The sequence below is a fragment of the Affinundibacterium danionis genome (assembly GCF_042432465.1).
Taxonomy (GTDB): domain Bacteria; phylum Pseudomonadota; class Gammaproteobacteria; order Burkholderiales; family Burkholderiaceae_D; genus Undibacterium; species Undibacterium danionis.
The window spans coordinates 380,352-403,666 of the sequence record NZ_JBHLXJ010000009.1 but is presented as its reverse complement, the minus strand read 5'-3'; the positions used below and the strand labels follow the sequence as shown (position 1 = coordinate 403,666).

17 protein-coding genes are annotated in these 23,315 nt (G+C 46.8%); 14 read left to right on the top strand and 3 right to left on the bottom strand.

The genetic code is table 11. The features are described from left to right. Positions 1-4: 4 nt before the first annotated feature. Both ACFFJH_RS09985 and ACFFJH_RS09980 read right to left on the bottom strand, forming a co-directional pair. On the bottom strand, positions 5-304 hold the full coding sequence (locus ACFFJH_RS09985; protein WP_390212088.1) for a PP0621 family protein: 300 nt from the start codon (positions 302-304) through the stop codon (positions 5-7). Next, positions 301-1,110, bottom strand: coding sequence for a cytochrome C assembly family protein (locus tag ACFFJH_RS09980; protein ID WP_390212086.1), 810 nt, complete (start codon positions 1,108-1,110; stop codon positions 301-303). The genes ACFFJH_RS09985 and ACFFJH_RS09980 overlap by 4 nt, the downstream gene beginning before the upstream one ends. A gap of 386 nt (positions 1,111-1,496) precedes the next feature. On the opposite strand from ACFFJH_RS09980, the gene ACFFJH_RS09975 reads away from it, so the two are divergent. The 14 genes from ACFFJH_RS09975 to ACFFJH_RS09910 all read left to right on the top strand — a co-directional run bounded on the left by ACFFJH_RS09975 (position 1,497) and on the right by ACFFJH_RS09910 (position 20,394). Next, the gene (locus ACFFJH_RS09975; protein ID WP_390212083.1) at positions 1,497-3,659 is read left to right on the top strand and encodes a S46 family peptidase; all 2,163 of its coding nucleotides are present in this window, start codon (positions 1,497-1,499) and stop codon (positions 3,657-3,659) included. Positions 3,660-3,916: 257 nt separating this feature from the next. Beyond that, the gene (gene ffh, locus ACFFJH_RS09970) at positions 3,917-5,275 is read left to right on the top strand and encodes a signal recognition particle protein (protein WP_390212080.1); all 1,359 of its coding nucleotides are present in this window, start codon (positions 3,917-3,919) and stop codon (positions 5,273-5,275) included. 764 nt (positions 5,276-6,039) lie between these two features. Beyond that, the gene (locus tag ACFFJH_RS09965; RefSeq protein WP_390212077.1) at positions 6,040-6,450 is read left to right on the top strand and encodes an SWIB/MDM2 domain-containing protein; all 411 of its coding nucleotides are present in this window, start codon (positions 6,040-6,042) and stop codon (positions 6,448-6,450) included. A 176-nt stretch (positions 6,451-6,626) separates the two neighbouring features. After that, positions 6,627-7,616, top strand: coding sequence for a 23S rRNA (adenine(1618)-N(6))-methyltransferase RlmF (gene rlmF, locus ACFFJH_RS09960; RefSeq protein WP_390212075.1), 990 nt, complete (start codon positions 6,627-6,629; stop codon positions 7,614-7,616). A gap of 420 nt (positions 7,617-8,036) precedes the next feature. Beyond that, positions 8,037-8,462: a c-type cytochrome gene (locus tag ACFFJH_RS09955; protein ID WP_390212073.1), complete on the top strand. Its 426-nt coding sequence runs from the start codon at positions 8,037-8,039 to the stop codon at positions 8,460-8,462. A gap of 36 nt (positions 8,463-8,498) precedes the next feature. Next, on the top strand, positions 8,499-9,884 hold the full coding sequence (locus tag ACFFJH_RS09950; RefSeq protein ID WP_390212070.1) for a cbb3-type cytochrome c oxidase subunit I: 1,386 nt from the start codon (positions 8,499-8,501) through the stop codon (positions 9,882-9,884). Between the two features lie 96 nt (positions 9,885-9,980). Beyond that, positions 9,981-10,814, top strand: a complete 834-nt coding sequence (locus ACFFJH_RS09945; protein ID WP_390212068.1) for a CbbQ/NirQ/NorQ/GpvN family protein — start codon at positions 9,981-9,983, stop codon at positions 10,812-10,814. Positions 10,815-10,820: 6 nt separating this feature from the next. Beyond that, positions 10,821-11,219, top strand: a complete 399-nt coding sequence (locus ACFFJH_RS09940; protein WP_390212066.1) for a magnetosome magnetite crystal formation protein family — start codon at positions 10,821-10,823, stop codon at positions 11,217-11,219. A gap of 21 nt (positions 11,220-11,240) precedes the next feature. After that, positions 11,241-12,257 (top strand): 4Fe-4S binding protein, encoded by a 1,017-nt coding sequence (locus ACFFJH_RS09935; protein ID WP_390212064.1) that lies wholly within the window; start codon positions 11,241-11,243, stop codon positions 12,255-12,257. Between the two features lie 232 nt (positions 12,258-12,489). Next, positions 12,490-14,349, top strand: a complete 1,860-nt coding sequence (locus ACFFJH_RS09930; RefSeq protein WP_390212062.1) for a nitric oxide reductase activation protein NorD — start codon at positions 12,490-12,492, stop codon at positions 14,347-14,349. A gap of 264 nt (positions 14,350-14,613) precedes the next feature. Next, complete coding sequence (locus ACFFJH_RS09925; protein ID WP_390212060.1) at positions 14,614-16,365, top strand: cytochrome D1 domain-containing protein; 1,752 nt, start codon at positions 14,614-14,616, stop codon at positions 16,363-16,365. A gap of 10 nt (positions 16,366-16,375) precedes the next feature. Next, positions 16,376-16,702: a c-type cytochrome gene (locus ACFFJH_RS09920; protein ID WP_390212058.1), complete on the top strand. Its 327-nt coding sequence runs from the start codon at positions 16,376-16,378 to the stop codon at positions 16,700-16,702. Between the two features lie 256 nt (positions 16,703-16,958). After that, a complete protein-coding gene (locus ACFFJH_RS09915) occupies positions 16,959-19,679 on the top strand; it encodes a PEP/pyruvate-binding domain-containing protein (RefSeq protein ID WP_390212056.1) in 2,721 nt (906 codons plus the stop codon). A 4-nt stretch (positions 19,680-19,683) separates the two neighbouring features. After that, positions 19,684-20,394, top strand: coding sequence for a hypothetical protein (locus ACFFJH_RS09910; RefSeq protein ID WP_390212054.1), 711 nt, complete (start codon positions 19,684-19,686; stop codon positions 20,392-20,394). 297 nt (positions 20,395-20,691) lie between these two features. Here the strand turns inward: ACFFJH_RS09910 and ACFFJH_RS09905 are convergent, their stop codons facing one another. Continuing rightward, positions 20,692-23,037 (bottom strand): TonB-dependent hemoglobin/transferrin/lactoferrin family receptor, encoded by a 2,346-nt coding sequence (locus ACFFJH_RS09905; RefSeq protein WP_390212052.1) that lies wholly within the window; start codon positions 23,035-23,037, stop codon positions 20,692-20,694. Positions 23,038-23,315 lie beyond the last annotated feature (278 nt).

The following is a 23,315-nucleotide window of genomic DNA, read 5'->3' as shown; positions in this document are numbered from 1 at the left end:
TCATTTATTTAGTCGGCTTGTGGGTAGCATTTTTAGCTCGATCAGCCTGCTCTGCATGTTCACTACAACAGAAATTTTGCTGATTACGCACAACCACTTCGGATGCAGGAAAGTAAACCTGGCAATGAGCACAACTGAGCATCGCTTCACTTTCTTTACGGTTAGCGCTATAAGTGGAAGTCGCATCCGCCCATTCATTCGAGGCGGCGGATTCTGAAGGTGTTTTATTCTGGCGCGTGCGGAAATTTTTTCTCAGGGCGAAATACACTAGGACAGCCAATACCAGCCACATCAACAGTCTCATAGCGCACTCCGGTGCAACAAAACTTCCAATACAAAACGGCTACCGACATAAGCCAGTAACAAACTTAAAAAACCGAACAAGGTCATTCTTAACACCGACTTACCACGCCAGCCACGCCACTGCCGCCCAGCCAACAAGATCGCAAACAATAACCAAGACAAAAGAGACAAGACCGTTTTGTGATCCCATTTAAACGCTACACCAAGAAATTGTTCAGAAAAAATAACGCCAGATAACACTGTCAAGCTAAGGAACACAAAGCCCAACGACACCAGCAAAAATAGAATATGTTCCATCTTCAACAAAGCCGGCAGTTTATCGAGTGCCTTCTCCAACCAAGTTTGCGTTTGTTGACCGCGCATACGATGCAAATGCATATCTTGCACATACATCACCAGAGCATGAAATGCCGCTATCGTCAAAGTTCCATAGGCCAGTAAGGCGATCCCAATATGCCAGGGAAACATAGCGGGCTTATTCGCCAAATCAATCAAGCTTCCTGGAAAAAAAAGCGGCATCACCGCAGTCAAAGCCGCTTGCGGCAGCACCAGTAAGCGCAAGCCTTCCAACGAGAAATTGCGGTTCTCTACTAAATACACCAAGACCGAAATCCAAATCGCGGACGACCACATCACCGCAAAACCTATGCGCAAGGCATGCGGCTCGTACACACTCAAACCCAAGGCCAAGCCATGTAAACACCAAGCGACTGCGGTCACACTTAAACCCAATAAGTGACGGCTAGCTGGAATAAATGGGCAGATCACATACAGCAGTGCTGCCGCTAAAGAGAAATTAGTTAACATACACCAAGTTTACACCAAGTCTGTATTTCTTTTTTTGCTTTTGTAAGGAAACTGCGTTAGCTCAAAGTAGAGTCGAGTTACTCCTTCGGGGCGCCAATGCATCGACATTAAATACGTGGTCAAACAAAACCCACAACCGAACACAACCGAAGATTAATGATCACAATGATAACAAGCACCTCTTCGCAACACAATTAACGCTATTCACCAACATAATCGCTTGACTAAGAGTATTTGCTTCTGGATACTGCGAGGCACTCAAAATTAGTCTATGTTTATGTGATGTCAAAAATGCTGAGGGAAGGACTCGACATTTGCAACTTCCTGACATTCATAGACAGAAAACATCAATGGGTCAATCAGATTATCTTTTCGCAGGAATTACAATGAAAAAATCACTCTTTGCTTTAGCCGCACTCACACTCGTCGCCAGCTATGCGCAGGCCGATGAAGGTATGTGGATGCCACAACAGTTACCACAAGTAGCTAAACAACTCAAAGCAGCGGGTCTTAAATTAGACCCAAATTCACTGACTAAATTGACAGAGTTCCCTATGGGTGCCATCGTTAGTCTGGGCGGTTGTTCCGCTTCTTTCGTTTCCACACAAGGCTTGGTGGCGACCAACCATCACTGCGTTTATGATAGCGTGGCGCGTAACTCTACGCCGCAAAAAAACCTGTTAGCCGATGGTTTTTTGGCTAAAACCTTGGCAGAAGAATTACCTGCTGGTCCAGGTTCTCGCATCTTCGTCACTACTGAAGTGACCAATGTTAGCGACAAAATCATTGATAGCAATGCGGCTAAATTAACAGGTAAAGCGCGCGTCGATGCGATCGAAAAAAATCAAAAAACCATGATCGCCGCTTGTGAAAAAGAAGTAGGTTATCGCTGCAATGTAGCATCTTACTACGGTGGTTTAGAGTTCTATTTGATCAAACAAATGGAAATCAAAGACGTACGTTTAGTGCATGCTCCAGCGGAAGGTGTAGGCAAATTCGGTGGCGACACAGATAACTGGATGTGGCCACGTCACACTGGCGATTACGGTTTCTATCGTGCGTATGTCAGCAAAGACGGCAAACCTGCTGAATACAGCAAGGACAATGTACCTTACACACCAAAACATGTATTGAAATTAGCCAAAGATGGTTTAAAAGAAGGCGATTTCGTCATGGTTCTGGGCTATCCAGGGCGTACTAACCGTCACCGCCTGCCTTCTGAAATCGCGTATACATTCGATTTCGAATATCCAAATTTTGTCAAAAATTCTGCGGAAACATTGGCGATCATCGCGAATGAAACCAAGGATAATAAAGACGCAAACCTCAAATACGCAGGCATGGTTGCCAACATCAATAACTATTACAAAAACCGCCAAGGTATGTTGGATAGCTATGCAGGCAGCGACATTTTGGAACGTAAATCCAAAGAACACGCAGACTTAAAAGCGTGGGTCAATTCCAATCCTAAGACCAAAGCAGAATACGCTGCGGATATCGAAAAAATAGAAGCCATCTACGCAAAACGCGATGCAACAGCCAAGAAAGAATCCTTCTTAGCATCCTCTTCCCCACGTTTCTTGGGCACGGCTCGCACCCTATATCGCCTAGCGCACGAGAAAGCAAAACCAGACGCAGAACGTCGTGCTGGTTTCCAAAATCGTGACCTACCGCGCTTCAAAGCCAGCGTTGATGGCGTTGAACGTAGCTATGATGAAAAAGTCGATAAAGCTTTGGTATTAAATAGCTTAGTGAAATACGCCGCAGCACCAGCAGCTGAACGCAATGCGAATTTCGATAATGCTATGGGCATCAAAGATGGCATGAGCAAAGACCAATTGAAAGCATTGTTGGATCAAATGTATGCAGGCAGCCAATTTGGCGATAAAGCCTTCCGCGCTTCATGGTTAGACAAATCCGTGGACGACTTCAAAGCCAGCAACGACAGCTTTATCAAAGCGGCGGTCGCTATGTTCGACGAAGGCATGAAACGCGAAGTCGCGGATCTAGAGTCTGCAGGCGATATGCAAAAAGCCTATGCCAGCTACATGAAAGCGAAAATCGCCTACATGAAGAGCAAAGGCCAAGCGGTTTATCCTGATGCCAATAGCACTTTGCGCGTAACCTTCGGTAAAGTCGCCAGTCGTCCTTTCGGCGCTGACGGTACGACTTGGACTGCGTTCACCACAGTCAAAGGCGTTGCAGCAAAAGCGACTGGCACAGGTGAATTCAACGCGCCAGCGAACCAATTGGCTGCGATTAAAGCCAAAGACTTTGGTAAGTATGTTGACCCTGTGTTAAAAACAGTCCCTGTGAATTACTTAGCGACTTTGGATATCACTGGCGGCAATTCTGGCTCCGCTGCTTTGAATGCCAAAGGCGAATTCATAGGCTTGGCATTTGACGGTACGTTAGATTCCATCATCGCTGATTGGGATTACAACAAAGCATCCAGCCGCTCTATCCAAGTCGATTTGCGCTACATGTTGTGGCAAATGAAGCACGTCGATAAAGCGGAGAACTTGTTGAAAGAAATGGGCGCGGAGTAAGCTGCTCAGTTCTAAATCAAGAAATTTAAAAAATTAGAAGCCACGTTGAAGCAATTCAACGTGGCTTTTTTAGTTACACAAACATCAAGAATTCAGACTTTCACGGGTTGAAACCTAGTATACGTCTAAGGAATTACCCTCATTTCGAGTAAAATACGGGCTTATCAAAATTGGCTCAACTATAAAAAACCAATTGCGCAAAATTTACTTGGTGCTGCAAATCTGCATCACCTGTGCTACCCATTAAAAGGTTTACTATGCTCGACAATCTGACCCAACGTCTCGCCAAAGTCGTCAAGACCATGCGCGGTGAAGCGCGTTTAACTGAATCGAATACCGCCGACATGCTACGCGAAGTGCGTATGGCTTTATTAGAAGCCGACGTTGCCCTGCCTGCGGTGCGTGAACTCATCGCCCGCGTCAAAGACAAAGCGCTAGGCGAAGACGTAATCGGTTCTTTAACACCAGGCCAGGCGCTAGTTGGCGTGGTGCAGAAAGAATTGGCGTCGGTGATCGGTGCGGACTTGGGTGAAAATGCATCCGAACTCAACTTCGCCACACAACCACCAGCGATCATTTTGATGGCTGGCCTGCAAGGTGCAGGTAAAACCACGACCGTCGGTAAGCTCGCTTTATATCTACGCGAAAAGAAAAAGAAAAAAGTTTTAACGGTCTCCGCTGACGTGTATCGTCCAGCGGCGATTGGTCAGTTAGAAACCGTCACCGCACAAGCGGGCGCGGATTTTTTCCCTACCACCATTAATGACAAACCCGTCGATATCGCTTTAGCCGCACTCGATTGGGCGAAGAAACATCATCATGAAGTCTTAATTATCGATACCGCAGGTCGCCTCGGTATTGACGAAGCCATGATGCAAGAAATCACCGCCGTGCATGCTGCGGTCAAACCGATCGAGACGCTATTCGTCGTTGATGCGATGTTGGGTCAAGATGCTGTCAACACGGCCAAAGCATTTAACGATGCATTGCCATTAACAGGCGTAGTGCTTACCAAACTAGACGGTGATTCACGTGGCGGTGCGGCTTTATCTGTACGTCACGTGACAGGTAAGCCGATTAAATTTGCCGGTGTCTCTGAAAAACTCGATGGTCTGGAAGCCTTTGATGCCACCCGCATGGCGAATCGTATTCTCGGCATGGGCGATATCCTCGCCTTAGTCGAATCCGCGCAAAAAGGCATGGACATCGAAGCGGCGAAGGGTCTGGCAGACAAGATCAAAGTTGGCGGTAAATTCGACATGAACGACTTCAAAATGCAATTAGCGCAAATGAAGAACATGGGTAGCCTGTCGAGCCTGATGGATAAATTGCCCGCGCAATTCCAGCAAGCGGCAAGCGGCGCCAACATGGACAACGCGGAAAAACAAATGCGTCGTATGGAAGGTATTATCAATTCCATGACGCCACTAGAACGTGCCAAACCTGACCTAATCAAAGCTTCACGCAAACGTCGCATTGCAGCAGGCGCGGGTGTTCAGATTCAAGAAGTGAACCGCATGCTGGCGCAATTTGATCAAATGCAAAGCATGATGAAGAAACTTAAAGGCGGTGGCATGATGAAAATGATGCGAGGATTAAAAGGCATGATGCGATAGGTGTCATATAAATCCAATTCTGGGGCGCATTGCGGCGTTGCGCCTCCTCGCAATACCTGAGTATTGCTGCGGGCCGCGCCTTGCACTGCATCCCCATAATTGAATTTCTAGAGCCACCTATATTCTTACCTTCCGACTCTTTAGCATTGTTGGCTATGCTAGCAATACTCCAGTATTGCTGTGCTTGGCGCCTAGCGCTGCATCCCTATAATTGAATTTCTGCAGGCAAATCGCTTCTCTGTTTTTTTAAAAGCAAAGCCAACTTCTTCTCGCTATCTAAAATCGTAGGTTGGCGCTGAACGAAGTGAAGCCCAACATAAGGTAATGTAATTACCCACGTTCAATTAAAAACCCCTCAACGCCGAGGCGCAGAGACGCTGAGAAAATCGAAAAGAGAGGAAGCAAAATACAAGCCCCCTCTGCGTTTCTCTGCGCCTCAGCGTCTCGGCGTTGAGGGGTTTTTAATTGTGAACACCACGACAGCACCCTCTCCAACTCCACAAAAAAATCTCCCCTCCTGCCCTTATTCTGTCTCTCTGTACCTCTGTCTTGAGAGGTTTTCCATCCACGCCACACATCATGCAAATCCCTCGTCCGCACAGGAAAAACGACATTTTTCCCTCTGAAAACCACGACACATACGATTTCTCACACTTTTTTTGCAAAAAGCAAAAAAAAACACTTGCATCGCTCTGTAATCGGCACCACTATAAGCACTGCGTGAAATGGCGCATTTTCCAAGACAATTGTGAAGGAGCCTCAATATGGCAACAGCACCAAAAAAAGCAGCAGCAAAACCAGCAGCTAAGCCTGCCGCAAAAGCAGCAGCGAAACCTGCAGCAGCAAAAAAACCAGTAGCAAAAGCAGCAGCTAAACCTGCCGCGGCGAAACCAGCAGCAGCTAAAAAACCAGCGGCAGCACCACGTAAGCCAAACGCAGCTTTTATGAAACCTATGACTTTGTCTCCAGTATTAGCAGCCGTGATCGGTGCAGCACCAATGCCACGTACTGAAGTAACCAAAAAAATCTGGGAATACATCAAAAAGCACAAGCTGCAAGATGAAGCAAACAAACGCAATATCAATGCGGATGACAAATTAAAAGCCGTTTTCGGTGGCAAGAAACAAGTCTCCATGTTTGAAATGACAAAACTCATTTCTGGTCATCTGTCCTAATTAGATTTCTAATTGGATTTGATTTCCATATTGCTTTGGGCAATTTCTGGGATGTAGAACTTACCTCCCAAACCCAAACAAAAACGCCCGCATCGCGCGGGCGTTTTTGTTTGTTATGATCTCAAACGTAATCCAGCTGCATTTACCGACCACATCAAATTCTGCCATTCATCGCTATGTCCGCTCCTAGCCATAAGCCACAAAAAATAATCAAGCAAGCAGGATTCCATCCGCGCAACCAACATCAAGGACAATACGATTTCCCAGCGCTAATCGATGCCGACAGCGATGCTGGTGATGCGGCGCTCGCTCATTTTGTGAGTACCAATGCTTACGGCAATGCGAGTATCAATTTCGCGGATGCCAAAGCAGTCAGAGCCTTAAACCGCGCTTTGCTCAAACTTCAATACGGAATCAAGTCATGGGATATTCCCGATGATTATTTATGTCCACCGGTACCAGGACGTGCCGATTACATTCATGGCTTAGCCGATTTATTAATCGCAGCAAATCAAGGAAAAACACCTAAGAAAAACAGCGTACATGTACTAGATATAGGCACCGGAGCCAACGGCATTTACCCGCTGATCGGTAGTCAGGAATACACCTGGCATTTTGTCGCTGCTGACATTAATCCTGATGCCCTCGCCAATCTACAAAATATCATCACGGCAAATCACGCTTTGCAAAACAAGATAGAACTACGTCTGCAGAAAAATAGCGCGCATATTTTTCACAATATCGTGCAACAAGACGAATGGTTTGATCTTTCTATGTGCAATCCACCCTTTCATACTTCGGCCACTGAAGCGCAAAGCGGTACCATGAAGAAATGGCATAACTTAGGAAAAACCACATCACCAACGGACGCAAATCTCAATTTCGGCGGACAAGCTGCGGAGCTATGGTGCCCGGGAGGAGAGCTACAATTTATCACGCAAATGATAGAAGAAAGCCGTCAATTCTCTACCCAATGTTTTTGGTTCAGTAGCTTAGTATCCAAATCATCCAATCTCGACGCTATTAAAACCAAGTTTAAACAAGCCAAAGTAGTCGAACACAAGGTCGTCACAATGCAGCAAGGAAGCAAACAAAGCCGTTTCGTCGCATGGACATTTCTCACCCCAGCCCAGCAAGCCGCTTGGGCAAAATTACGCTGGCGCTGATCGATTTTTCAGCGTCAAGAAATACCCCTCAAAAAAGTAGGTCACTTCACAAATTCAAACATATTTTGATGCGCCGCAAAACTTGCTTGAAAACCCCTCAATTATCTATAAGCAATCTGTTGCCATCTTTCCAAAATTGACCGCGGTCAAGGAAAACCCAGCCTTAGCCACTTACTATCAGTGACGTGGGGGAATAACATCCACAACATCAATTAGCGTAGTCAGATCGCATTCATCGGTCTGCGCTTTTTATGATTTACTTTAGGACTCACGCAAAATTGCGCTAGCTAGAGCTTGCCCTCGAATGTCTTAGTCGGGGGGGCGTCACCGAAGACAGTACAAATCGTACGACGAGGTGACGGCAACGACGCTAGCGTCTGTTTTGCGTAAGTCCTAGCATCCACTAGGGGTTAACTCGACATGAGCTCATCGTTCACCAAGTCAACCGCCAGAAATATTTTTTATGGCGGCTCTGTATTTTTCTTCCTGTTATTTCTTGGTCTCACTTTCGATACCATGAATACGCTACCTAAGCGTGATAACAGTGCCAATCTGACTGAATCTGCCATCCGTGGTAAGAAAATTTGGGAAACCCGTAACTGTATTGGTTGCCACACTTTATTAGGCGAAGGTGCGTACTTTGCGCCTGAATTGGGCAATGTGTATAAGCGTCGCGGCCCGGATTTTATTCGCGCTTGGATGGCGGCTCAGCCAACCGGTGCTCCAGGTCGTCGCCAAATGCCACAGTTCAATTTGAATGAAAAAGAAATGAACGATTTGGTCGAGTTCCTGAAATACAGCTCAGAGATCAATACCAATAACTGGCCGCCCAATATCGAAGGCTAAGAGCGCGACACCTTTCAACGATTCGTGGAGAATTTTATGCAATACAAATCACAGGCCGTCGCGAAGCCCTACTTTATCGCGGCAATTGCCCTGTTTGTTGGTCAAATCTTATTTGGTCTGATCATGGGCTTGCAGTACATCATAGGCGATTTTTTATTCCCTCTGATTCCTTTTAACGTCGCAAGGATGGTGCATACCAACTTACTGATCGTCTGGCTGTTATTCGGATTTATGGGTGCAGCGTATTACCTGATTCCAGAAGAATCAGAACGTGAACTACATAGTCCCAAACTCGCGATGTTGATGTTTTGGGTGTTTTTAGTCGCTGGTGCTTTGACTGTCATTGGTTATCTGGCGGTGCCTTACGCATCGCTGGCAAAAATGACTGGCAATGATCTGCTCGAAACCATGGGACGAGAATTCTTAGAACAACCTTTACCTACCAAAGTCGGTATCGTCATCGTTGCGCTGGTGTTCTTATTCAATATTTCGATGACGGTTTTACGTGGACGTAAAACTAGTATTAGTTTGGTCATGTTGGCGGGCTTATGGGGATTAGCATTATTCTTCTTATTCTCCTTCATCAATCCTAGCAATCTGGTCAAAGACAAATTCTACTGGTGGTGGGTAGTCCATCTCTGGGTAGAAGGCGTATGGGAATTGATCCTCGGCGCGATGTTGGCTTTCGTCCTGATTAAGGTCACGGGAGTTGATCGCGAAGTGATTGAAAAATGGTTGTATTCAATTATTGCGATGTCCTTAATCACCGGCATTATCGGTACTGGTCACCACTATTTCTGGATCGGTACGCCTGAATACTGGCAATGGTGGGGTAGCGTGTTTTCGGCAATGGAGCCAATTCCATTCTTCATGATGACCGTGTTTGCATTCAATATGGTCAATCGTCGCCGTCGTGATCATCCAAATCGTGCGGCCGTCTTGTGGGCCTTGGGCACTGGCGTAATGGCGTTCTTGGGTGCGGGCGTATGGGGCTTCTTGCATACCTTGTCACCGGTTAATTACTATACACATGGTACACAGATCACCGCAGCACATGGTCACATGGCGTTCTACGGTGCATATGCGATGGTGGTGATGACGATGATCAGCTACACCATGCCACTCATGCGCGGTCGTCAGGCGAATAGCAATAAATCACAAGTAGTAGAAATGTGGTCGTTCTGGTTGATGACGGTATCGATGGTCTTTATTACTTTGTTCCTGACAGCCGCGGGTATCTTACAAGTCTGGTTACAACGTGTCGCGACCTCACCATTGAGCTTTATGGCGACCCAAGATCAACTGATGATTTTCTACTGGTTACGTTTGGCGTCCGGTGTCATCTTCTTGATAGGATTGGCGCTCTATATCTTTAGCTTCTTTGTTGGTGGAGACCAAGCCGAGAATTCATCTCAGGCTTAATAAGTAGAACAGCGCCCGACAGAACATCGTCGGGCGTTTTTAGTTTTTAGTTCGAAGTTTTAAATTTCCAATTTCGATGTACTCAGAAGGTTTTTCATGAACGATTTAAGTCATCAAGCATTTCTTGCACCGACTTCCGTAGCAACCGAGATTCCGTTTTATCAGCCTGTTGGCAATGAATGCACACTATTTGAACTCGCTTACCAACGCCAATTGCCCTTATTAATCAAAGGCCCCACTGGCTGCGGCAAAACGCGTTTCGTCGCGCACATGGCGGCAAAATTGGCGCGTCCCTTAATTACCGTTGCTTGCCATGATGATTTAACTGCCGCCGATTTAGTCGGGCGTCATCTAATCGGCGACGGCGAGACTATCTGGTCGGATGGACCGCTCACCCGTGCTGTACGTCAAGGTGGTATTTGTTATTTGGATGAAATTGTCGAAGCGCGCAAAGACACTACGGTGGTCTTGCATCCGCTGACGGATGACCGCCGCATACTCCCTATCGAACGTACCGGCGAAGAACTGACTGCGCCAGATGAATTTATGCTGGTTGTATCGTACAACCCCGGCTATCAAAATTTGTTAAAGAATCTCAAACCTTCGACCCGTCAACGTTTTTTAGCAATCCAATTTGATTATCCCAATGCAGAATTAGAACAAAGCATTTTGATGAAAGAAGCCGGCATAGATCTATCACTGGCAACACGTTTAGTCGATATCGCGCGCCGTTTCCGCCAACTCAAACAACATGATTTGGACGAAGCCGCCTCCACCCGTTTATTGGTCTATGCAGCAAATTTAATCGCGGCTGGTTGTCCGGTGGTCGAGGCCTGTGCAGCAGCGCTAGTTGAACCTTTAAGCGACGATCTCGACACCATCACTGCCTTAATGGAAGTAGTCAAGCTGCATTTTGGCAGCACTAAATAGACAAAGATGAAAATCCTGGAACCCACCGCACAAGAGATTCAAATCGCCAGTACCGCCGCAACGCTGTACTTATTGAATATTTTGCTGCTGCCATTGATTGCCTTCGTATTGTTGCTACTACTTTATCAAGGTCAACGGCAGAATCCTTCAACGCTAGTGCAATGCCATCTAATACAAGCATTGCGCGCCAGTATCTGCGCTGGTTTTATGCTGATTTTGATCAGTGCTGGGATCTTACTGTTTGGCGATTTACATCAAGTCAGTACCTGGATCATTTTAATTTTGTACGTCTTATGCGTGCACTCGGTCTTCATTTTATTCGGTGTATTTGCACTGACCAAGGCCTTATCGGGCAAATTATATTTCTATCCATTGATAGGTAAATCTATCAGCAAACGTGGATAAAAGAACTAGGCGAATTTCAGCATGCAAGTGAAAACACATCAAGGATTATGGGGCGTGCCAGTACAACAATGGCGTCGATTGACGCAACTCGGCTTTTTTCTATTGTTCGTCGTTGCTCCGATTTTCGACATCTTCCGCCTCGATCTTAATCTCAAGCATTTCATCTTCTTCGGCATGGATTGGACTCTAGGTCTGAGCGATTTCGTCGCAGGAAAAGACACCGCTGGACAAGCAGCCAAAGCCATTTTTCTCCATGCAATCTTGCCCCTCATTTTGGTCGCGGCAGCAGTCATTTATGTCGCTTGGAAATGGGGACGGATTTATTGCGGCTGGTTATGTCCGCATTTTTCTATCGTCGAAACCATCAATCAAACCTTGCGTCGCGCCATAGGTAAGCAAAGTTTGTGGGAAAAAGAACCCCAGCCCACACGCAATCCAGATGGTAGCGAAACCAAACCCGACGCGATCTGGTGGTTAGGCGTAATTCCTCTCACCATCATTTGTGCCATTACTTGGGCCACGGTGTTACTCACGTATTTACTACCGCCTGCAGAAATTTACGGCAATATCTGGCATGGCACATTGACCCGCAATCAAAGCACTTTTCTGATCGCGGGCAGCATTGCCTTCTTCGTTGAATTTATGTTCGCACGTCATCTATTTTGCCGCTATGCCTGCGCGCTTGGCTTATTTCAAAGCTTGGCGTGGATGGGTAATGATAAAGCGATGGTGATAGGCTTTAAGCGTGAACGAGCTAAGGATTGCTCGACTTGTTACTCGGCTTGCGATCACGTTTGCCCTATGCGCCTCAATCCGCGCAACGTCAAACGCATGATGTTCGCCTGCGTACAGTGTGGACAATGTACCGATGCCTGCACCCAAACCCAAAGTGACAATCCGCAAGGTAATTTACTCGAATGGGTGAACCAAGCTTATGCCGAATCAGAAGCCGCATTGAACGGCAGTACCGCTCGGGTGATTCAAATTAAAATCCAAACCTCTCAACACAGAGACACGGAGGCACAGAGAAAAGCTTGAGGAGGGTATGAGGTGCGGAAACCTAGTCATCAGTCAAAAAACTTCTTGCCCCTTGATTTTTCCTCTTTACCATTACTCCATGTCTCTGAGTCTCTGTGTTGAAAGGTTTTAAATTTGTAGGGCGAGTGCAACCCGCGCCGCCAAGCCGCCGTACAACTAAGACCTGGCTTGAGCCACACGGCTTGCACCGCACCTAAAAATGGTATGAAGCTTCAAACGAGAAAGTAGCAAAATGGAAGAATACATAGGCGGCTTGTGGGACAAATTAATCACCCGCGTTGCATATCAAGGCTATCCCGATGCAAGGGTTGAGCTAGCGCAGATGAAAAACATCGCCGCGACGTTTTTCCGCGCACTCGGTGGTGATCCTGGGCTGAATCTACAATCGGGTTCCGCCACGACACATGGTGCTCGCCGTAGTTGGCTAGAGCGTATCGCGGGGATTGGTGAGAAAGCCGAACTGACGTGGGCAGATGAAACAACTCTACACCTACCCGCCTTTATTGATTACTTCCCAGAACGCGAACTCAATCGCGAATTGTACTTATGGTTGCTGGCATTAGTCGCCCATGATGTTGATCCAGAAGCCTCCTACTTACAACGCAATCAAGCCGCGACCTTGGCTTTGCTGAGTGCTTTCCCCTCTTTACAAGAACGCTATCACCGTTTGGTAGAAGCAAGCTTGCTGCGCCGCCCCGATCCTAGTGAGTTAAAAAAACAAGAAGCAGAAAACGAATTACTACTGCGTCAAGCGCTGTTACAACCGGGCAGCGTTCATACTGAATTAAAAAAAGTCGGCCGTAAAGAATTCAACTTCGTTCCTGTTCCACTGTGGTTGAATACGCCCCCCAAGAATGCAATTAATAATACCAAGCCCGCTAGCAAACTCACACCCGAGCAAGCTCAAGGCAGCGCGGTGCAATCTGATACCGAACAGCGAAAACGGATGGCAGAGCGCACTGACATGCCCGACAACCCTAGCCCCTTCATGCTGCTATTTCGCGCCGAGAGTTTATTTTCTTGGGCTGAATATGTGAAGGTCAATCGCCCGCTAGATGAAGATGATAATCCCGACGCACAAAGAGCGGCGAATGACTTTGATGTGATGAGCGTTGCCAACGATGGCAAGAGTACCGCGAGTCGGGTGCGCTTTGATCTGGATTTGCCTGCCGAAGCCGATGACGATTTATTGCTAGCCGACGGCATTCTGTACCCAGAATGGCACTACAAAAAACAACAACTTCAAGAGAAGCATGCGCGCATACAAATGCTGCTAGCACGCGATGCTAAAGCAATCGCCTTACCAGAACACTTACGTGCAACCGCCAAGCGCTTGCGCCAACAGTTTCAAAGCTTAACGCCAGAACGTCAACGTCTGCGTGCTCAACTCAGCGGCGACGATATCGATATTGATGCTTGTGTACGCTTTAGCGCAGAACGACGCGGTGCCAACAGCGGTCATGCCGTCGCAAGTCCCGGCCTGTATCTAGACAATCGCCAGCAAAGCCGCGACATGGCTTGCCTCTTACTCGCAGATTTATCGATGTCCACCGATACTTGGGTAAATAATCAAGCTCGCGTGATTGATGTAATACGCGACAGCCTATATCTATTATGTGAAGCTTTATCCGCCACCCGTGATCGTTTCGCTTTGTATGGATTTTCTTCAGTCCGACGTGACAACGTGCGCTTTCACTTACTCAAAGGATTCGACGAAAAATACAGTGATCAGATACGTGGTCGCCTAGCAGAAATTAAGCCGGGCTTTTACACCCGCATGGGCGCGGCGATCCGACACGCTTCTGCCATTTTGCAGCAACAAAAAAACGCTCGTCGTCTACTCTTAATTTTGACCGACGGCAAACCCAACGATCTCGACCAATATGAAGGCCGCTATGGCATCGAAGATACACGAGTTGCCATCCATGCAGCGCGTCAGTTAGGACTGATTCCTTTCTGCGTGACGATTGATGAAAAAGCAGAAGAATATCTGCTGCACCTGTTCGGCGCAAAAGGCTATATCGTGGTTAAAGATGCAGCAGAATTGCCACAATTGTTGCCTCGTTTGTATGCACAATTAACACAAGCATGAAAGTCCGCGTTGTTTTTATCTCGTAAATCCTTATACTTTTCTGGCGATGTTTTCTCTTGCGTTTGATCTATCGCAGACTTTCCTCGATTCAATTTTTTTTTTGACTAAGATCAATGTTTTACAAAATACAGGGGCGTAGTCTGACGCTATCCGCACTGCACAAAAGTGCTTCAATCTCTGTAATAAGTTACCTCGTAACTGAGTCATTGTTTCAAGCTTTAATCTTAAGTAATCGTAAGTTCACCAAAAAAAAGAGGACCTAAAATGAAGTCAAAAAACTTAAGCAACACCAGAACTCCTATGCTGCGCCCTTTGGTTGCCGCACTTGCATGCTTGCCGCTCACTTTCGGCTTTGCTTATGCTCAAGAGAAAAAAGATGAAAAAACTCATGCGGCAGCAGAGCTCAAATATCAAGCAGGCGGCTCCCCTTTAGCCAACGAAGCCATGCACCAAAATATCAATCCGAAAGCACCACCAATGACGCAAGCGGAATTTGAGATTGGTAAACAAATTTATTTCCAACGCTGTGCAGGCTGCCACGGTGTATTGCGTAAAGGCGCGACAGGTAAAGCGCTGACGCCAGACATTACTTTAGAAAAAGGTACAGACTACCTCAAAGTCTTCATCGCTTATGGTTCACCAGCTGGTATGCCAAACTGGGGAACCTCAGGTGATTTGAGCGAAAAAGAAGTGGATTTGATGGCACGCTATATTCAACAAGAGCCACCTACCCCACCAGAATTCGGCATGAAAGAAATGTTGGCAACCTGGAAGGACATCATCCCACCGTCCAAACGTCCAACCAAGAAGATGAACAACTACAACATCGCTAATATCTTCTCCACCACTTTGCGCGATTCCGGTGAAGTAGCATTGATCGACGGCGACACCAAGAAAATCATCAACATCGTCAAAACCGGCTACGCCGTCCATATTTCTCGTATCTCTGCGTCCGGCCGTTATCTCTACGTCATTGGTCGTGATGCACGTTTGAACTTGATCGACTTGTGGATGGAGAAACCAGATAACGTCGCTGAAATCAAAGTCGGCTTGGAAGCACGCTCGGTTGAAACATCCAAGTTCAAAGGCTATGAAGACAAGTTTGCGGTCGCTGGTTCTTACTGGCCACCACAATATGTGTTGATGGAAGGTGACTCTTTGAAACCTTTGAAGATTGTTTCTACACGTGGCATGACGGTGGATAATGAATACCATCCAGAACCACGCGTCGCTTCTATCGTGGCGTCACACTATCATCCAGAATTCGTGATCAATGCCAAAGAAACTGGCAAGATCATGATGGTCAACTACTCAGATCTGAACAATCTCAAAGTCACGACTTTGGACGCAGCGAAATTCTTGCATGATGGTGGTTTTGATTCCACAGGTCGCTACTTCTTGGTCGCTGCCAATGCTTCGAATAAGATCGCGGTAGTTGATACCAAAGAAGACAAGATGGCGGCGATTGTTGATGTCGGCAAGACGCCACATCCAGGTCGTGGCGCGAACTTCGTGCATCCTAAGTTTGGCCCAGTATGGGCAACCAGCCATCTCGGTGATGAAACTATCTCCATGATTGGTACTGATCCAATTAAGCATAAAGCGCAAGCATGGAAAGTCGTCGATACGATTAAAGGTCAAGGCGGTGGTTCTTTATTTATCAAAACCCATCCAAAATCCAAAAATCTGTGGATCGATACGCCTTTAAATCCGGATGCAAAAATCAGTCAATCGATTGCCGTGTATGACATCAATAACTTCAGTAAAGGCTTTGAAGTATTGCCTATCGGTGAATGGTCTGGCTTAGGCGATGGTGCAAAACGTATCGTGCAACCTGAATACAATGTCGCTGGTGATGAGGTCTGGTTCTCCGTCTGGAGCGCCAAAGACAAAGAATCTGCGATTGTGATCGTTGACGACAAAACTCGTAAATTGAAAAAAGTCATTCGTGATCCAAAATTGATTACGCCAACGGGTAAATTCAATGTCAACAATACTCAACACGATGTGTATTAAGGAGAAATCGATGAAACTCACTCTCTCAAGTATTTTAGCTAGTTGCGCACTGCTCGCTTTGCCTGCGGTGTCAGCAATAGCGGCGGAATCAGGTGCTGATCTGACTAAGAAAAACAACTGCATGAGTTGTCATGGCGTCGATAAAAAAGTTATAGGCCCAGCATTCAAAGACGTCGCCAAGAAATATAAAGGCAATGCCGATGCGGTCGCCCTGTTGTCCAAGAAAGTGAAAGATGGCGGTAGCGGTGTTTGGGGACCGATTCCTATGTCACCCAATAAAGCCGTCAGCGATGCGGACATTAAGGTGATGGTGGAATACGTGTTGGCCTTGAACTAAGCCGTATAACTAGAACGCTTATTGGAGTGCAGCACTGCACTCCAATATTCACAGTTCACATTCAAGCGTACAGAGAATTAATCTGTACGCTTTTTTATTTTCACCCATTTATTGTTAGGCATATTCACTGATAGACTTTTGTACTCAACACGCCCTACTATGCGCCACAGCACTGTGCTAAAAACGCTGAACTTATGAACTTCGCAGATAGGCAGAGATCTCAGACAGGCAATACACGCTATCGAAAATATTGACCATGACCACCAATGAAGAATGTATAAACCCGAGCTTGATCGATTGTCGTCAAGCCACGCCAGAACAATATCCACAACTAGGCGGTAAAGGATCACAACTCGCTCGTTTATTACGTTACGGCTTACCGGTGCCGGTCAGCTTTGTTATGCCAGCGGCCTACTGCCGTGCACTGATTCCCGATGCGATCTGGACCCAGGCGATAGCCGCCTGCACACAATTCAAGGATGAGCCAGAGCAGGCAGAATTAGCCTTACGTACAGTTCGTCATGCTATTACCCAGTTGTCTACGCAAGATGACGCTAACAGCCAATTCCGAAGTGCATTAGAAGCATTTCTCGCTGCACAAAACTGGCAGCAACAAATGCTTGCGGTACGCTCTTCTGCGATCGGTGAAGATGGGCTACAACATTCATTCGCTGGCATTCATCATAGCGAACTCAATGTGTTAGGACTTGTCGCTTTAGAGCACGCCATTTTAGAAGTCATCGCTTCCTTGTGGACGCCACAAGCCTGCGCCTATCGCGATAAGATTCAATTTCCGCATTCCGATGCCAATATGGCGGTAGTGATTATGCCTATGGTCGAGAGTCATGCGGCTGGTGTGATTTTTACTTGCGATCCGCGTGACGGTCGCGAAGACCGATTATTGATCAGCAGCGTATTGGGTTTAGCGGATGATCTGGTAGCAGGCAAAGTCAATGGCGAAGACATCATCGTGCAACATGATTGGTCGTATCAGGATTGGCATATTGCTGGTCGGCGCTGTGCGCATAGCAACACGATGCAGATGTTTGACACACAGCATACACAATCGCAGCCCCACGAACCGAGTCAAACTGACACGATTTTATCTGACGCACAAGCCATCACCCTCGCTCAATTAGCCTGTGAAACTGCTAAGGCGATGGACTATTCAGCTCCCTATTTTGATATTGAATGGGTCTTCGACGGTCAGCAATTCTATTTGGTGCAAGCACGCCCTATCAGTGCGCGCGGGCTATACACCTATCCCTACTTGCAACAGCAGGCAACGATGTGGACAAATGGGAATACCAAGGAAATTTTGCCCTTTGCGATTAAGATCAGTGAACGTGATCCCTTGATTGTTGCGGTCAACGAAATGCTCACACTCGCACAACAAATCGTTGGTGTTCAAGTTCCGATTGGCATACAACGTGCTGCGCAATTTGACGGTCATGTCTATCTGAATGCCTCTGTCATTCAATGGGAAATTTACCAGCATTTCAATCTTCATCCCGACGAAGTCAATTTCATTTTTGGTGGGCATCAAGCCAATATTCTGATTCCAAAACGAGCTTGGACAGATTACCTCAAAGTCGCAGGCAATTATGCAAAAGCATTGACTCGCTTCCCCGCTTATCGACGGCGCGGTATGCAAGAGGCGCAAGCGATTCAGGCAGAGAGTTTGGCGTGGCGCCAACAGGATTTATCAACACTGAGCAATGCCGCACTTCTACAAGAAATTTGTCAGCGATCACGCTATACCTACTTGCGGCATCGCGGGCTTTGCCTGATGCAAGGTGCCAGCGGCACGCTCATGCAATTGCAAAAATTTTTAGATAAAGCCTGCCCGCAAGATGCCAAGGCGCTAGTCGCCGCATTAATGAGTGAAGGTGAAAAGAGTGTCAGCGCACAACAAGCCTTCGACTTACTCAGCCTCGCAAAAATCGCGCTGAACGATCAGGTCGCACTCGATTTCCTGCGAGGAAATCTAACAGAGATCGATATCCAAAGGTGTAGCCCAGCCTTTCAACAAGCATATACTGAGTTTTTGGCACACTACGGCCATCGCGGCAATTACGAATCCTATGTTTCCCGTCCGAGCTGGCGCGAACAACCCGACACTCTGCATCTAGCCATACTCCATTTAGCAGAAGTCGATGCAGATGCCTTACAAAGACGGCAGCACGAGCAAATCGCCTGGGCGTGGAAAACCATCAAAGCGCAATGCCACTTCGGACAAGTTAGTATGATCAAATTCATGCAGAAACAAGCCAAAATGGAATGCAACCAACGTGAATTTGCACGCAGCCATTTTGGACTGCTATTAGAGCGCTCTCGTGCCCTAATGTTAGAAGCTGGGCGACGCTTGCAAGAAACAAACATCATTCTGGATAGCATAGATGTTTTTGATTTGGACTATGCTGAAATCGACAAGCTATTGTCCAACAATGATATTAGTCAACATCTTGTGAAAGCAATACAACATCGTATCGCCGATCGCCAACAACAGATAGCGCGATGGGATGCGATGCCTATGCGCGATGTGGTACTTCAAACAGCGCAAGGCATGGTTGCCAAGGATTCCGCCAATGCGTCGCCTTGTCTTCCTAGCACTAACATGGTGCAGAATGACGCTACAAAAGAATGGCAAGGTATCGCTGTCAGCATGGCCAGTTACCGTGGCAAAGTATGCTTGGTCGAATCACCTGCACAGATCGCCAAGCTTAAACGAGGTAATATTGCGATTGCGCTCAGTACAGACCCGAGTTGGCTACCCATCTTTTTAAAAGCGGGTGGAATGATCGTTGAAACGGGCGGCTATCTTTCGCATAGTGCCATCGTGGCACGCGAACTAGGCATCCCAACGATAGTCAATTTGCCTGGTATTACAACACAACTACAGGATGGTGATGAGGTCATGATTGACGGCCCAGCTGGGCGCCTCTATCGCTTAACATCAAGCAAAATAAGTCAGTAAAACTATGTCACGACTATTTACATTGCGCTTACTTTTCACGGCTTACTTCGGCATTTTTTTCAATGCGCAATTTGTGACGCAAGCGACGGCGCAAACCAGTCAATTTGAAAACATAACACCGCGCATAGAAACCAAGCAGTTTCAGTTATTCGAGGATATAGAAAAACACCAAGTTCGCATCCTTGATCGCGCCACACAACAAACTCTACGTGTACTTCGCTTACAAAACAAACAGGGGAAATTTTCTCAACTCAGTACCATCTTGCACCACGAACGGCGCCAAAGCTTTATTCTGGTGTTGCCTGATATTGCGGAATTATGGGAACTCAGTTATGACCCGAAAGCCGAGCCAGTCTATCAAGGCTGGGTGCATGATTATCAAATGGGAGAAGGCATCGCCGATACCCAGTTGTTTGCACCGCGCAAAACTTTACTGAGCACGGCTTTAGATTGTTTCATCCTCGATCCACAGCGCCCGTATGTGGCAGGTGCGGATCAGCATGGAAAATTTCAAATTATCAATCTCGATATTCGGCGCCAAATTGTGGAATACCAGTTTGCGCAACCTATGTATCCATGTCTTAGCAAGATAGAAAATACTGGGGCGACTTCGGTCCTACATTTAAAGATGAAGTCTGCCGCTGCCGACAACACCGATACGACTAGCTCGGTTATTTTGATTGATATGAAAACGGGAAAACAGTTGATGCGTTGATTCTTTTACACTTTGCTAGGTTTGCGTCGTTACTTAGACTGTGCACATCGCTGAACTACCCTCACCCTAGCCCTCTCCCGCTTGCGGGAGAGGGAACTTGGTGTATTCCTTGAAATAGGCTGTCGTCATTATTAATTACTAAATTAGACAACAATCAGCGGCCATCAATTTCGCATGAGATCCCCTCTCCCGCAAGCGGGAGCGGGTTAGGGTGAGGGAAGTTCAGCAACAACAAACCACAAGAACAAACTAACAAGCTAACTAACCAAAATATCTCAAGCCCGATTCAACAACATTCTAAAACCCAACCACCAAAGAAGCATGATAGTAACGACCCGGCTGCGTATAGGCATCAACCACCACGGAGTTCGCGGCTAAACCTTGCACATCGCTCCAGTTCCAGAATTTTTTATTAGTGAGATTATCGACACCAACATTCAGGCGCCAGTTCTTTTGCATAGTCCATTGCAATTGCATGTCCAAAGTCGTTACGCTTGGCACCAAGAATTGACGCACACGTGGCGGTACAGCAGGCTTAAGCAAATAAGGACTACTCAAATCTGCTTCGTCCTTGCCCGCTTGATGACGTGCATTCAATTGCCAATCGACTCTATCAGTGGTGTAACGCAGACCAGCGAAGAACTTGCTGGGGTTAATCACACTTAAAGGCGTATGCGCGACTTGATCGGTACCGCGTGTTTTACCATAAGAAAATGGTGAACTCCATTGACCACCCGCAAACTCGGCCCATTGAACTTGCCCACGGATTTCGAAACCATCTATTTTGGCCTTATCCACATTCACGGTTTGAAAAATCGCTGGATCCCCTGCAATGCCTTTGCCACCTAAGGGTTTTTTATCGTAAATCAAATCGGTATAACGACCACTAAACACGGCTACGTCGAGATTGAATTTTTCAAATAAAGCACGCACACCTAACTCGACATTTTGGCTTTTCTCAGGCTTTAAGTCAGGGTTCGCCAATAACACTGCCGGCACGGTTGAGCTATCAAATACTCCATTGATCTGCTGCGCATTTGGGGCGCGGAAACCGCCAGCCAGATTGGCATAGGCATTCCAATCCGCATTGACCTTATACAGAACACCCAACTTCGGAACGACTGCCGAACCTGACAGCGATTTCGCTGGTGTTTTGGCCGGTGGTGCAAAGCCATCCTGTGTTTTGACGTCTAAGTCAAAATGGTCGTAGCGTAAGCCTGGTGTGATAATCCATGAGCCAGCAAAGATCTCATCTTGCACAAACACGGCGCGGCTAGAATCACGTGTATCAGGAAAATATTTACGTGGCGTAAAATCTGCATTGCCGGGATCCACACCATCAAAGAAATTACTAACGTCGATTCTGGAATAATCAAAACCATAGCTAAGGCGCTGTGCTAAATCGCTGGACGATTTGAACAACTTATCTGCTAACACGCTAAACTGCCACGCTTGTTCGGCATACGATACTTTACGCACGCGATCAGCTAAGGTATTCCTGTGCGTCACGCCGTCGTCTTGCGCACTACTATCTTGATAGCTGAGATTGCTTTGGACATGATCGACCCAGCCATTATTGAGCGTATAGCGATCAGTTAAGGTCAAACGATCTCGCGTCGATTCTTTATGCACAGTTTCGCCTTTGACCGCGGACGCCGTCGTCATTGGCAACTTGGCGCGGCTCGATAACAATTCAAAATCAGAAATTTTATCGATATGCTCAACACTCAGGCTGTGCTTTTGTGTCGAGCTAGGTTGATACACTAATTTGGCCAATACCGACTGGGTTTTATCGTCTTGTGGATTGGGTGTCGTTCTATCGATATTAGGCACATCATTTGTCCCCATATTTTCCAATCCCTTGGCCTTACTCGCATTGGCACTAATCAGCCAACTCCATTGCGGATTAATACGACCGGCCAAACTAGCCCCAAGGCTACGGCTATGGTCATCACCACTCCAGTTAGCAAATAACTTACCGCCAAAATCTTTAGGTGCAGCATTCTTCTCTTGCAAAAAATCTTGCGGTTCTAAAGTCATGAAATTGACCAAACCTGCCAAACCATCCGAACCATATAACACCGACGCTGGGCCGCGTACGATTTCCGCTTGGCGTATCAAATTCATCGCGATTGAATCACGTCCAAAAGCATTACTACCGTTAATGTAACTGCGCGGTAGCCGCATGCCATCGATCAACATCAGGACGCGGTTACCGTCCTGACCACGGATAGCAAATCCTGCATTACCATCGCGCCCGGTGGAATTACCGACACCAGTCACAGTAAAGCGTGCTGGTGCCCGTTTGACTTCGACGTTGGCTAGATTTTTGGCCAGATCACGAATATCTGAAATACCTAAGCGCTCGATTTCTTTTTGGTCAATGACGTCGATCGCCATTGGCAAATTTTCGACAAACTGCTCATAGCGTGTGCCACTGATTACAACAATCTGCGCGGGTTTGATACTAGCACCGGCATTACTGTCTAAGCCGACTGATTGCGCTTGGGCTGGCGCGACCAAACATGCCGATAAGCTGGCGAAACTAACAGCCTGTGCCATCAATTTTGCTTGAGTAATTTTTTGCACGGAGCGCGCAGTGCGAGGTGTCACGGAAGCCACGGAAGAATGAAGCTTGGTCATAGTTGTCCTATCGAAAAAGGTTTAGCTCAGTCTAGACAAATGAAAAACAAGGTCAATCCACTAGTTGCAAGTGTATATAGGCTAAACGAACTAGTTAAGTCTATGAAAACCCATAGAAGCCGCACTAGGCTTAGGTTTTAAGTCATGCATCAATTTGCACGCTATTGCCAAACTATGCAAGAACCTTCACCAAATTTGATACAGATCAAATCGTGGAAGTAACAAATTATTCCATCAGGAATCATATTGATGGCAAAAACTGACTAATAAACTTCGTG

Coding starts and splice junctions, on each gene's coding strand:
- ACFFJH_RS09985 (WP_390212088.1), bottom strand. CDS start 304: ATGAGACTGTTGATGTGGCTGGTATTGGCTGTCCTAGTGTATTTCGCC.
- ACFFJH_RS09980 (WP_390212086.1), bottom strand. CDS start 1,110: ATGTTAACTAATTTCTCTTTAGCGGCAGCACTGCTGTATGTGATCTGC.
- ACFFJH_RS09975 (WP_390212083.1), top strand. CDS start 1,497: ATGAAAAAATCACTCTTTGCTTTAGCCGCACTCACACTCGTCGCCAGC.
- ffh (WP_390212080.1), top strand. CDS start 3,917: ATGCTCGACAATCTGACCCAACGTCTCGCCAAAGTCGTCAAGACCATG.
- ACFFJH_RS09965 (WP_390212077.1), top strand. CDS start 6,040: ATGGCAACAGCACCAAAAAAAGCAGCAGCAAAACCAGCAGCTAAGCCT.
- rlmF (WP_390212075.1), top strand. CDS start 6,627: ATGTCCGCTCCTAGCCATAAGCCACAAAAAATAATCAAGCAAGCAGGA.
- ACFFJH_RS09955 (WP_390212073.1), top strand. CDS start 8,037: ATGAGCTCATCGTTCACCAAGTCAACCGCCAGAAATATTTTTTATGGC.
- ACFFJH_RS09950 (WP_390212070.1), top strand. CDS start 8,499: ATGCAATACAAATCACAGGCCGTCGCGAAGCCCTACTTTATCGCGGCA.
- ACFFJH_RS09945 (WP_390212068.1), top strand. CDS start 9,981: ATGAACGATTTAAGTCATCAAGCATTTCTTGCACCGACTTCCGTAGCA.
- ACFFJH_RS09940 (WP_390212066.1), top strand. CDS start 10,821: ATGAAAATCCTGGAACCCACCGCACAAGAGATTCAAATCGCCAGTACC.
- ACFFJH_RS09935 (WP_390212064.1), top strand. CDS start 11,241: ATGCAAGTGAAAACACATCAAGGATTATGGGGCGTGCCAGTACAACAA.
- ACFFJH_RS09930 (WP_390212062.1), top strand. CDS start 12,490: ATGGAAGAATACATAGGCGGCTTGTGGGACAAATTAATCACCCGCGTT.
- ACFFJH_RS09925 (WP_390212060.1), top strand. CDS start 14,614: ATGAAGTCAAAAAACTTAAGCAACACCAGAACTCCTATGCTGCGCCCT.
- ACFFJH_RS09920 (WP_390212058.1), top strand. CDS start 16,376: ATGAAACTCACTCTCTCAAGTATTTTAGCTAGTTGCGCACTGCTCGCT.
- ACFFJH_RS09915 (WP_390212056.1), top strand. CDS start 16,959: ATGACCACCAATGAAGAATGTATAAACCCGAGCTTGATCGATTGTCGT.
- ACFFJH_RS09910 (WP_390212054.1), top strand. CDS start 19,684: ATGTCACGACTATTTACATTGCGCTTACTTTTCACGGCTTACTTCGGC.
- ACFFJH_RS09905 (WP_390212052.1), bottom strand. CDS start 23,037: ATGACCAAGCTTCATTCTTCCGTGGCTTCCGTGACACCTCGCACTGCG.